Genomic DNA, 11,696 nt, shown 5'->3' with positions numbered 1-11,696 from the left:
GAGCAACAAGTTCGGACTCGATTATGGGCGGGCCGGCGCTGCGGTCGACTCGCGCGCGACGAGGGTGATCGCGGGGGCGTCGACGCGCTCGACGCGGGTGCCGGCGCGCATCTGCGTGTAGGCGTCGAGCAGGTGGTCCGCGAGCAGGTCCGCCGCGAAGGTCACCGTGGTCAGGCGCGGGATGAAGTCGGCACCGGCCGGATGATCGTCGGCTCCGATGACGGAGACATCGCGCGGCACCCGGATGCCCGCATCGGCCAGTGCCCGCACCGCCGCCATCGCGATCCGGTCGTCGTACGCCACCACAGCCGTCGGGGCGTGCGGGTCGTACCGCCAGGCGTGGGCCCAATCGCGCAGTGACGCACTGGATGCGGCGGCAGGCGAGACGGTGAGGATGATGCCGGCGGCGTCCGCCGCGGCGCGCGCGCCGGCGAGCCGCTCGCGCGCGGTTTCCGCGGAGGCAGGGTCGGTCGGCGTGAGGAACGCGACGCGCGTGTGCCCGAGTGCAGCCAGGTGCTCGACCGCGACCCGCCCGAACGGCTGCTGCGGCACGACCAGAGAGGGCGCGTAGTCGACGGGGACCGAACCGTGCACGATCAGCGCGCGCACGCCCGCGAGGCGCAGGAGTTCCGTCGCCTCCGCGTCGCAGCGGGACGACTCGGCGAGCACCGCCTCCGGTCGCAGTTTCGCCCAGAGCTGGGCCGCCTCGGCGCCCGCCTGCTCCGTGTCGGTGTGGCGGAGTGCATCCGTGCCGTCGTCGGTTGTGCGGGCGAGCAGGCCGTCGAAGGTGCGGGCGAGGGTCGCCCCGTAGTCCTGGCGCGACGCGGAGAGGAGGAACCCGGCGACGGCCTCGCCGCTGGCGAGCGATCGTGCTGCGTTGTTCGGTGTGTAGCCGAGCAGCCGGGCGGCCTCGAGCACGCGATGACGCGTGTCTTCGGAGACGCGCGAGTTCGGCTTGTCGTTGAGCACGAACGACACGGTGGCGCGCGACACTCCGGCCGCGAGCGCAACGTCGGTGCTGGTCGGTGCTTTGACGACCTGAGGTGTGAACATGCTGGCTTCAGTCTAGGCGTCGGGTGACAATCTGCTTACGCGGGTAACCGAAAACCGAGCAACGGCTTGTATTCGGTGGTGGTCGTCGGTTATGGTTACGCGTGTTAGCACGCAAAGTCGCCTGCTGTGAAAGGACACCCCTCGTGACATCGCCGTCAGATCCGAACCAGCCCCGCCCCGTTCAGCCGACCATTCCGCCGAATCTCACCGGCACGGTCGAGAGCTCGTCACTCGCTTCGACCCTCACCACCTCCGGCTCCGCGTTCAGTGCGGCACCCACCTCCGCCACCGCGGCCGTCGTGCCGAAGGTCAAGGTGCGCGGCAAGCTGCTGAAGCTCATGATCTCGATGCTGTTCGCCAATATCGGCATCTTCATGATCTGGGGAGCGGTTCCCGGCATCCTGCTTCCCCTGCAGATCCAGGGCATCGTCGGTGACAGCGCCAAGGCGGGAACGCTGGCCGTGGTCGCCACGATCGGCGCCTTCGCCGCGATGCTCGCTCAGCCGATCGCCGGCATGGTGTCCGACCGTACGCGCAGCCGCTTCGGCCGTCGCGCGCCGTGGATGGTCGCCGGCGCTCTCGTCGGCGGACTCGCCCTGGTCGGGATGGCTGCAGCCAACGGCCTCGTCCAGGTCGCCATCGCGTGGATCATCGTGCAGATCGCCTACAACTTCGCGCAGGGCCCGCTGAGCGCCATCCTCCCGGATCGGGTCCCCAGCGCCGTCCGCGGCACCTTCTCCGCTCTCGCAGGCATCGGACTCATGTTCGGAGCCCTCGGCGGCCAGGTCGTCGGCGCCTCGTTCGCCACGGCGATCCCGGCCGGCTACCTCACGTTCGCCGGTCTCGCGCTGATCATCGTCGTGCTGTTCGTCGTGTTCAACCCCGACAGCTCGAACAAGGGCGAACCGAAGCCGCCGTTCAACTGGGTCGTCTTCCTCAAGACGTTCTGGGTGAGCCCGCGCAAGCACCCCGACTTCTTCTGGGGCTTCACCGGTCGTCTGCTGCTCTACGCCGGCTACTTCATGGTCACGGGCTTCCAGCTGTTCATCCTGCAGGACTACATCGGCCTCAAGGACAAGGCCGTCGGAGTGATCCCGCTGCTCGGCGTCGTCAGCCTCGTCGGCATCATCATCGCTACGCTCATCGGCGGCCCCCTCAGCGACAAGCTCGGCCGACGCAAGATCGTCGTGATCATCGCGGGAGTCATCCTCGCGATCTCGCTGATCTTCCCGCTGGTCATGCCGACCGTCACGGGCATGCTCCTCTTCTCGTTCGTGAGCGGCCTCGGCTTCGGCGCGTACCAGTCGGTCGATACGGCCCTGATGAGCGAGGTGCTGCCGTCGAAGGACGACTTCGCCAAAGACCTCGGCGTGCTGAACATCGCCGCGACCCTGCCGCAGACCCTCGCCCCGGGCCTCGCAGGCCTCATCGTCATCGCGTTCAGCGGTTACGCGGCGCTGTTCCCGATCGGCATCGTCATCGCCCTCGTCGGCGCCTTCGCGGTGCTGCCGATCAAGTCCGTCCGCTGACAGACGGCGCGCGGCTGAGTACGCTCGGGCGCGTCGCACCAGACCCGGTGGGTCGCCGACAGGCGGCCCACCGAACCACCCGCACCACCTGCACGACCAGAACGAAAGCGATCCTCCGTCATGACCGACACCACCGCCGCCTCCGACAACTCCACGGCCGAGGACACCGACGAGTTCATCGCCGGGCTCGTCTCCGACCTCAGCCTCGAGCAGAAGGTGCGCCTGCTCACCGGCGCCTCCTTCTGGACCCTCCACGACGAACCGCAGATCGGCCTCGAGACGATCGTCGTCTCCGACGGTCCTGCCGGCGTGCGCGGGCAGCTCTGGGATGAGCGCGACAGCTCGGCGAACCTGCCGTCGCCGACCGCGCTCGCCGCATCGTGGGATGCCGAGCGCGTGTTCGAGCTCGGACAGCTGATCGCCGCCGAGGCGCGGCGCAAGGGCGTCGGCGTCGCGCTCGGCCCGACCGTGAACATCCAGCGCTCGCCCCGTGGCGGCCGCCACTTCGAGGCGTACAGCGAGGACCCGTGGCTGTCGGGTGTCGTCGGCACGGCTTTCGTCAAGGGCGTGCAGTCGCGCGGCGTCGGAGCCACGCCCAAGCACTACGTGGCGAACGACAGCGAGACCGACCGGATGACCGTCGACGTGGTGGTTGACGAGCGCACCCTGCGCGAGGTGTACCTCGCCCCGTTCGAGCGGATGGTCACCGAAGGAGGCGCGTGGCTGGTGATGTCGTCGTACAACTCGGTCGACGGCACCACGATGACCGAGAACGAGCTGCTGCGCTCGCCGCTCAAAGACGAGTGGGGCTTCGACGGCGTCGTGGTCTCCGACTGGATGGGCGTGCGCGACACGGTCGCCGCCGGTGCGGCCGCGCAGGACCTCGCGATGCCCGGTCCCGACGGCGTCTGGGGGGATGCGCTGGTCGAGGCCGTGCGCGCCGGCCAGGTCTCCGAGACCGACATCGACGAGAAGGTGCTCCGCATTCTGCGGCTCGCCGGGCGCATCGGTGCCCTCGCCGGCGTCGAGGCGGCTGCGCCGCTCGCCGAGCCCTGGCCGCAGGAGCGCATCGACGCCCTGCTGCGCGAGGCGGCCGCCGATGGCATCGTGCTCGTGAAGAACGACGGCGTGCTGCCGCTCGACGCCGCCTCCGGTCAGTCGATCGCCGTCATCGGCCAGCACGCCCGCATCGCGCGCAGCCAGGGCGGCGGATCGGCGACGGTGTTTCCCGACCACGTCGTCACCCCGCTCGCCGGTCTGACCGAGGCATTCGGCGACGCCGTCCGGTTCGCCCCGGGCGTGCGGTCGTCCGAGTCGTTGCTGCCCGTCGACGCGTCGGTGGCGTCCGATCCGGTCACGGGCGAGTCCGGCGTGCACGTGCGATTCCTCTCCGACGACGGCCGGGTCGTGCTCGACGAGCACCGCGGCAGCGGCCGGCTGATGTGGCTGGGCGACCCGATCCTCGGCGACACGGCCGTCGTCGAGGCGAAGACGACGTTCACCGCGCCCGCCGACGGCGAGTACGCGGTCGGCTTCGCCGGGCTGGGCCTCTTCCGCTTCGAGGTGGACGGCGAGCTGAAGAGCGACGGCCTGTTCTTCCCCGAGGGGACCGACCCGTTCATGGCGTTCCTGAACCCGCCGAAGCAGTCGTTCCCGATCCGCCTCGCGGCCGGTCAGACCGTCGAGCTTCGGCTCGAGCACCGCCCGCAGCAGCAGGCGGGCCTCTCGGCCGTGATGTTCACCCTCGGCTACGAGGAGCCGTTCTCCGACGCCCACGCCGAACTCGAACGAGCCGTGGCGCTCGCCGCCGCGTCGGATGTCGCTGTGGTCGTCGTCGGCACCACCGACCAGCTCGAGTCCGAGGGCTTCGATCGCGCGAACCTGAGACTTCCCGAAGGTCAGGACGAGCTCGTGCGCCGTGTCATCGCGGCCAACCCGCGCACTGTCGTGGTGGTCAACTCGGGTGGTCCGGTCATCATGCCGTGGCTCGACGACGCCCCGGCCGCTCTTCTCACCTGGTTCCCCGGGCAGGAGATGGGCGCGGCGATCGCGGACGTGCTCAGCGGCGCCCGTGAGCCGGGCGGGCGCATCCCGACCACCTGGGCGGCGGCCGAGGACGACGTTCCTGTGTGGCAGGTCGAGCCGGTGGACGGCAAGCTCTTCTACAGCGAGGGCCTCAACGTCGGCTACCGCGAGTGGGCGCGTCGTGCGGCCGTCGGCGGGCCTGCTCCGGCCATCCCGTTCGGTCACGGTCTGGGCTACACCGAGTGGGAGCTCGGCGAGCCGACGCTCGGTGGCGGCGCGGCAGCGGGTGCTCACGAGGGGGACGTCGCGACGCACGGCCTCACGGTGAGCGTGCCGGTGACCAACGTCGGCGACCGCGCCGGCAAGCAGGTCGTGCAGGTGTACCTGCAGCGGGTGTCCGACTCCGCGATCGAGCGTCCGGTGCTCTGGCTGGCGGGGTACGCCGTTGTGCGCTCGGAGCCGGGGGCGGCGACGGTGGCCACTGTGGAGGTCGAGCCGCGCTCGCTGCAGTACTGGTCGGTCGACGATCACGCGTGGCGCACTGAAGAGGGGACCTACGCCGTGCGCGTCGGAACCTCGGTCGCGACACTGTCGGCACCCGTCGAGTTCACAGTCTGAACGGGATAGCGTGGCGGCAGCCGAGAGAAGGGGCCGCCGCCATGCTGGTCGACAACGCCGTCTATGTGGAAGGACGACGCACCGCCGATCCCACCTCGCTCGAGGAGACGTTCGAAACGGTGCGCGACCGCCACGGCTTCGCCTGGATCGGCCTCTACCGGCCGTCGGAGTCGGAGCTCGGCGCCGTCGCGACCGAGTTCGACCTGCCGCACCTGGCCGTCGAAGACGCCCTGACCGGTCACCAGCGCGCCAAGATCGAGAAGTACTCGGGCACGACCTTCGTGGTGCTGCGCCCCGCGCGCTACATCGACGAGACCGAGAAGGTCGAGTTCGGCGAGGTGCACGTCTTCCTCGGGGAGCAGTTCGTGATAACCGTCCGTCACGCCGAGAAGCCCGACCTCGCCGCCGTGCGGCAGCGGATGGAGGCGGACCCGGTGATGCTGGAGCACGGCCCGATCGGTGCGCTCTACGGCATCATCGACGAGGTCGTCGACGAGTACGCGCCCGTCATCGCCGGCCTCGAGAACGACATCGACGAGATCGAAGACCAGCTCTTCAACGGCGACCAGGCGGTTTCGCGGCGCATCTACGAGCTCTCCAACGAGGTGATGCTGTTCCAGCGCGCCGTCGCGCCGCTCGGTGCCGTGCTGCAGACGCTGCGTGACCACCTCGAGGCGGTGCACGCCGACGCGGCACTGCGCGAGGGGTTCCGCGACGTGCACGACCACGTCATCCGGATCACCGAGCGCGCCGACGGGTTCCGGCAGGTTCTGCAGAACGCGCTCACCGTGCACACGACCCTGGTGGGTCAGCGCCAGAACGACGAGGTGAAGAAGATCTCGTCGTGGGCGGCCATCCTGTTCACGCCGACCCTGGTGGGAACGATCTACGGCATGAACTTCACCCATATGCCCGAGCTGCACTGGGCGTTCGGGTATCCGTTCGCGGTCGCGTTGATGGTGGCGATGGGGTTCGGCCTATATTTCGCGTTCAAGCGCAAGGGCTGGCTGTAAGCCGCTACCCCTGTTCGTCGTCGATCGGAGAAGCCTCGCCCGCGGCGGCGGGGTCGTCCTCCCGCCAGGCGGCACGGCGGGCGGCGCGCGCGGTACGAGCGGTGTGCTCGCGCTTGAGTTCGTTCCATCGTGCGGCCGTGACGATTTTGCGCGTCGATTCGCCGGAGGGTGGAGCGGTCATGGTGGAGCCTTTCGCGTCGACGCGAGGTTCCACGCCGGTCGTCGATGCCGGCCATCGTCGCCCGAGCCGTATTCACAATTCTACGCTCTGTAGAAAATGCAAGTGAACACGGCCCGGTCGTCGATGCTCACGCGACCGGATGCACCAGCTGCCGCACCTCGACGGGGGAGTAGCGCGCCTCGACGAAGCGCCCGGCGATCTCGACCGCCCGCTCGACGCTCTCGCAGTCGACCGTATAGAAGCCCCCGACCCACTCCTTGGACTCGCTGAACGGCCCGTCGGTCGAGCGCACCCGATGCGGGGCGTCCCGGTCCTGGCGTACGACGACCGCGGTCTGCTGGCTGTATTCGTTGGAGTCCAGCAGCTCGTCGGATGCCCGGAGCTCGGTCTGCAACTGCTCGTGGACCTCCTTCCACTCAGCCGTGACCGCCGGGTCGGCATCCGGCCCCTCGATGGCGGCGTCGAACTCGGCGTTGTTGTAGATCAGAATCTCGAATCGCATCGTGCTCTCCTGTCGGTGGTGGTGACACCTGAACGTCGAACGGCTCACGCCCCGTTCGACATTCTCTGCCCGATGCTTTTCCCATGACGCGAGAGGTGCCGGATGTCGCTCATTTCGCCCGAATGCCCGACATTCGGCACCGCTCGTGTCGAATCTCGGGTAGGAAAGAGGGCGTGCCTGGATTCGCCTTCGAGAGACTGCGTCGCTGGCCGGACGTCGAAGCGCCCAACCTCTTCGCCGCCGACGCCGCCGACCGGCTCATCCTTGACACCGCGGCCGAAGCCGGCGCGTTCGATGCGCTCGGCGACGGCGAGCTCGTCGTCATCGGCGACGCCTACGGCGCCCTCACCCTGGCCGCTGCCGACCTCGGCGCACGTGACATCCGCGTGCATCAGGATGCGCTGACCGGCACCCGCGCGCTCGCCGCCAACGCCACGACCCTCGGCCTCGAGACCGCTTATGCCGACCACGACCTCGACGCCGCGCTGGTCGCCGGCGCCCGCGTCGTGCTGCTGCGACTACCGCGCAGTCTCGACGCCCTCGCCGAGATCGCCGCGCTCGTCGCCCGGCACGCGCATCCGGATGTCGTGGTCTTCGCGGGCGGGATGGTGAAGCACCTGACGACGGCTATGAACGGGGTGCTCGCCGAGTCGTTCGGCAGTGTCGCCGCCTCGCTCGCGCGGCAGAAGGCGCGTGTCCTCACAGTGACGGGCGCCCGCCCGGATGCGGCGGAGTCGCTCGAGCCGTGGCCGCGCCGCGCGTTCGACGACGAACTCGGTGTCTGGGTCTGCGCGCATGGCGCTGCCTTCGCGGGGACCTCCGTCGACATCGGCACCCGGTTCCTCCTCTCGGTGATCGACGACGCCCTCCCGGACGCGCAGACCGCCATCGACCTCGGCTGCGGCACCGGGGTGATCGCGACCACGCTGGCGAGGCGGCGGCCGGGCATCCGGGTGCTGGCGACCGATCAGTCCGCGGCGGCGGTCGCGTCGGCGCGGGCGACGGCGGAGGCGAACGGGGTGGGCGATCGGGTGGAGGTGGTGCGCGACGACGCGCTCGGTTCACGGCCGGACGCGAGCGCCGACCTCATCGTGCTGAACCCGCCGTTCCACATCGGCAGCGCTGTGCACACCGGCATCGCGCTCCGGATGTTCGCCGACGCCGCCCGTGTGCTGCGGCCGGGCGGCGAGCTCTGGACGGTGTGGAACTCGCACCTCGGGTACCGCTCGGCGCTCGAGCGCACGGTCGGTCCCACCCGGCAGATCGACCGCAACGCGAAGTTCACCGTCACGGCGTCGCGCCGCCCACCGGCCTAAGTCGATGCGACTCAGCGCGCGACGGCCCGGGGGTGGCGGCCGCGGTGCCGTCGACGAGCTGCGCGCCCTCAGGGAGGGTGTCGCCGATCCGCACGGCCATCAGTACCGTTCGCGGAAGCCGCCGATGAGCGTGACGACATTGCCGTCCGGGTCATAGAGCGAGCAGAGCCGCACGCCCTTGTTCGCCTCGATGACGTCGCCCACGATGATCCCGCGCGCCTCGATCTCGCGCAGCTTCTCGTCGAGGTCGTCGACGGCCAGGTTCAGCTGCGACGATCCGAAGCGCTCCCGGTCCTCCGTGACCTGCACCCAGCCGTTGCCGGTGACCCGCCACTCCACCAGGATGCCGGGCATCGGGATGTTCGTCGGTTCGACGCCGAACAGCCGTTCGTACCACGCGGCGCTGGTCTCGACTTCGGACACAGCGACGACGGCGAGCACATGATCGACGGTGAGAGCCATGCCGCCACACTGGGCCGGCTCCGACGCGAAGTCAAGATCTCGCGTTCGCCGACGCCGCAGCCATCCCGCAGGCCAGGGCTTCGGTTTCGGTGGTGATCTCGGCGAAAGCCAGGCCGTTTGCGATGCCGATGTGCGATTCGACAACGAAATCCGCGTAACGCGACTTGTCTCCGTCGCAGACCGCTGCTAGGTTCTGCCTGGACATCCAACGTAGGACCTCCATGACGGACCCCCAGGGAGAGCAATGACGCGCACCGATCCTGCCGGCGACCAGGCGACAGCACCAACGACGGGACCGGCCGACCGTTCCGGCCACCCGCACAAGCTTCAGTCCGACGGTGTGAGCGCCGCCGGCTCGATCGTGATGGCCGTCGCCGGAAGCGCACCCGCCTACTCGATCGCCGCCACTACGGCGACGCTCGTAAGCACCGCCGTGCTCGGTGCTCCGGGGGCGCTGCTCTGGTCGGCCATCCCGATGATGGGGATCGCGTGGGCCTTCCTCTATCTCGGTCGGGCCGACGTGAACGCGGGAGCCTCCTACTCGTGGGTCGCGCGGGCGCTGCATCCGGTGCTGGGCTTCCTCTCCGGTTGGGCGCTGGTGATCTCGGCGACGATCTTCATGGTCGCCGGAGCGCTGCCGGCCGGTGCGATGACGGTCACCCTGTTCAGCCCGAAGGACGCCGGCAACGTGGCGCTCATCACGGCCGTCGGCGCCCTCTGGTTCCTGGTGATGGCCGCCTGCGTGCTGTTCGGCGTGCACGTCACCGCGAGGGCCCAATGGATCATGTCGGTCATCGAGGTCGGCATCCTCGTGCTCTTCGCCGTGCTCATGATCGTGCGGGCTGCGACCACGAGTCACGCAGGGCCGTCCTTCTCGTGGGACTGGCTGGGCTTCTCGCATCTGTCGGGCGCGGGCGTCTTCGTCTCGGCCGCGCTCATCGCCGCGTTCTACTACTGGGGCTGGGACGTCAGCGCCAACCTCAACGAGGAGACCAAGGACGGCCACAAGAGTGCAGGCGCCGCCGGGATCATCGGCGTCGTCATCGTCTTCCTGCTCTTCGAGATCTTCACCATCGGCACATTGATCATGCTGCCCGCGAAGACGATCGAGGAGAACAGCGGCAACATCCTGTCGGTCCTCGGCGACGTGGTGTGGCCGGGCATCGGCGGCAAGATCCTCGTCGTGGCGGTCGCGCTGTCGACCATCGCCACGCTCGAGACCACGCTGATCCAGGTCACTCGCACCCTGTTCTCGATGGGCCGTGATCACACGATCCCGGCAGCCTTCGGGCGCATCCACCCGAAGTGGCGCACGCCGGCCTTCGCCACCCTGATCGTGGTCGGCGTCTCGATGGTGCTGTTCATCGGCTCGAACTTCCTCGGAAGCGTCGGCGACATCATGAACAACGCGATCCTGTCGATCGGTCTGCAGATCGCGTTCTACTACACGCTCGCCGGTGTCGCGGTGGTCGTGGCCTATCGGCGGGTGCTCTTCCGCTCGGTGAAGAACTTCCTGCTCATCGGGCTCTGGCCGGCGGTCGGCGCCGTCTTCATGGCGTGGATCTTCATCGCGTCCATCCCGAGCAATGACGCGATCGTCAACATCCTCGGAATCGGGCTCATCGTGCTCGGGATCATCCCGATGCTGATCTTCTTCCGCAAGGCGCGCGGCTACTACACGCGGCGGCCGCTCGAACTGCCGGAGGAGCTCGACGCCACGGCGCCCGCCCACGTGGACGACGGCCCGATCGGCTGAGGATGCCCGGCGCGGCGCCAGCCGATTCACGGGCGCTGGTCAGGGTAGCGCGGTAGCTTTGCGACATCTGAGGGTGAATACCCGACCCAGCGGCTGGGAAGTCGAAATCGACAGAACGGCGCGCAATGTCCGCACCCGCTCCTACCCTCGCACCCATTCTCGGTCCGATCCGTAGAACCGGCCCGCGTATCACTACGCAGCCGACCGGCACGGCCAGCTACTCGCGGCTCCTCAACACGGTGCGCGACGCGGGCCTCCTGCGCCGCTCGCCCGTGTTCTACGCGCTGCTGTTCGCCGGCCTCGTGATCGCATTGGGCGCCGGCATCGCCGGTATGGTCCTCCTCGGCGACAGCTGGTTCCAGCTGCTCGTCGCCGCCGCACTCGGCATCATCTTCACCCAGTTCGCGTTCCTCGGGCACGAGGCGTCGCACCGTCAGATCGCGTCATCCGGCCCCGTGAACGATCGGATCGGCCGGCTGCTCTCCACACTCGTCGTCGGCATCAGCTACTCGTGGTGGATGACGAAGCACACCCGTCACCACGCGAACCCGAACACCATCGGCAAAGACCCCGACATCGAGGTCGACACGATCTCGTTCCTCGAGGAGGACGCCGCCAAGCGCACCGGCATCATGGCGAAGATCACCGAGCGCCAGGGCTATCTCTTCTTCCCGCTGCTGATGTTCGAAGGCATCAACCTGCATGGCCGTTCGATCGCCACGCTGTTCGGCAAGGGGAAGATCGACGGCCGCGGCAAGGAGCTCACGTTCCTCGCCGTCCGCTTCACGGTCTACCTCGGCCTCGTCTTCTGGCTGCTGCCGTTCGGCATGGCCGTCGCGTTCCTCGGCGTCCAGCTCGCCGTGTTCGGCGTGTACATGGGAGCGAGCTTCGCGCCCAACCACAAGGGCATGCCCATCATCGAGCCCGGCGTCAAGGTCGACTTCCTCAGCCGCCAGGTGCTCACCTCGCGCAACGTCGAGGGCGCGGGAACGACCGCGTTCATGGGTGGCCTCAACTACCAGGTCGAGCACCACCTGTTCCCGTCGATGGCGCGGCCGCACCTGCGCAAGGCCGCGGCGATCGTGCGCGAGCACTGCGAGGCCGAGAACATCCCCTACACGCAGACCACCTTGATGCGGTCGTACGCCATCGTCATCGCGTACCTGAACCGCGTCGGCCTCTCGGCCCGCGACCCGTTCGACTGCCCTGCGGCGGCCGTCCTACGCTGATCCGGCTCCGGC

At 68.9% G+C, this 11,696-nt stretch carries 11 protein-coding genes; 6 read left to right on the top strand and 5 right to left on the bottom strand.

Annotated elements, in window-relative coordinates; genetic code table 11:
• Positions 1-21: 21 nt before the first annotated feature.
• Positions 22-1,053, bottom strand: coding sequence for a LacI family DNA-binding transcriptional regulator (locus tag AC1DB1_RS19020; protein ID WP_477201938.1), 1,032 nt, complete (start codon positions 1,051-1,053; stop codon positions 22-24).
• A 143-nt stretch (positions 1,054-1,196) separates the two neighbouring features.
• Here AC1DB1_RS19020 and AC1DB1_RS19015 point away from each other — a divergent pair, with 143 nt between their 5' ends.
• The 3 genes from AC1DB1_RS19015 to corA all read left to right on the top strand — a co-directional run bounded on the left by AC1DB1_RS19015 (position 1,197) and on the right by corA (position 6,238).
• Entirely contained in the window at positions 1,197-2,582 is a 1,386-nt protein-coding gene (locus tag AC1DB1_RS19015) for an MFS transporter (protein WP_477201937.1), read from the top strand.
• A 120-nt stretch (positions 2,583-2,702) separates the two neighbouring features.
• A complete protein-coding gene (locus tag AC1DB1_RS19010) occupies positions 2,703-5,225 on the top strand; it encodes a beta-glucosidase (protein WP_477201936.1) in 2,523 nt (840 codons plus the stop codon).
• Between the two features lie 41 nt (positions 5,226-5,266).
• A complete protein-coding gene (gene corA, locus AC1DB1_RS19005) occupies positions 5,267-6,238 on the top strand; it encodes a magnesium/cobalt transporter CorA (RefSeq protein ID WP_271177966.1) in 972 nt (323 codons plus the stop codon).
• A gap of 4 nt (positions 6,239-6,242) precedes the next feature.
• Here the strand turns inward: corA and AC1DB1_RS19000 are convergent, their stop codons facing one another.
• Positions 6,243-6,419 (bottom strand): hypothetical protein, encoded by a 177-nt coding sequence (locus AC1DB1_RS19000; RefSeq protein WP_477201935.1) that lies wholly within the window; start codon positions 6,417-6,419, stop codon positions 6,243-6,245.
• A gap of 127 nt (positions 6,420-6,546) precedes the next feature.
• Positions 6,547-6,921 (bottom strand): YciI family protein, encoded by a 375-nt coding sequence (locus AC1DB1_RS18995; protein WP_271177964.1) that lies wholly within the window; start codon positions 6,919-6,921, stop codon positions 6,547-6,549.
• Between the two features lie 173 nt (positions 6,922-7,094).
• Between AC1DB1_RS18995 and AC1DB1_RS18990 the strand changes: the two genes are divergently transcribed.
• On the top strand, positions 7,095-8,237 hold the full coding sequence (locus tag AC1DB1_RS18990) for a class I SAM-dependent methyltransferase (protein ID WP_477201934.1): 1,143 nt from the start codon (positions 7,095-7,097) through the stop codon (positions 8,235-8,237).
• 99 nt (positions 8,238-8,336) lie between these two features.
• On the opposite strand, the gene AC1DB1_RS18985 is transcribed toward AC1DB1_RS18990, so the two are convergent.
• Together AC1DB1_RS18985 and AC1DB1_RS18980 are read right to left on the bottom strand one after the other, a co-directional pair.
• Positions 8,337-8,699 carry a VOC family protein gene (locus AC1DB1_RS18985; protein WP_477201933.1) on the bottom strand — a complete coding sequence of 121 codons (363 nt, stop codon included), beginning with the start codon at positions 8,697-8,699 and terminating at the stop codon, positions 8,337-8,339.
• 31 nt (positions 8,700-8,730) lie between these two features.
• Entirely contained in the window at positions 8,731-8,904 is a 174-nt protein-coding gene (locus AC1DB1_RS18980; RefSeq protein WP_477201932.1) for a hypothetical protein, read from the bottom strand.
• A gap of 39 nt (positions 8,905-8,943) precedes the next feature.
• Here AC1DB1_RS18980 and AC1DB1_RS18975 point away from each other — a divergent pair, with 39 nt between their 5' ends.
• Positions 8,944-10,455, top strand: coding sequence for an APC family permease (locus tag AC1DB1_RS18975; protein ID WP_477201931.1), 1,512 nt, complete (start codon positions 8,944-8,946; stop codon positions 10,453-10,455).
• A gap of 125 nt (positions 10,456-10,580) precedes the next feature.
• The gene (locus AC1DB1_RS18970) at positions 10,581-11,684 is read left to right on the top strand and encodes a fatty acid desaturase family protein (protein ID WP_271177958.1); all 1,104 of its coding nucleotides are present in this window, start codon (positions 10,581-10,583) and stop codon (positions 11,682-11,684) included.
• Positions 11,685-11,696: the final 12 nt, after the last annotated feature.

The organism is Leifsonia sp. 10N434 (assembly GCF_056394405.1).
The sequence above is the reverse complement of the archived record's forward strand: the minus strand, read 5'-3'. Positions and strand labels throughout refer to the sequence as shown.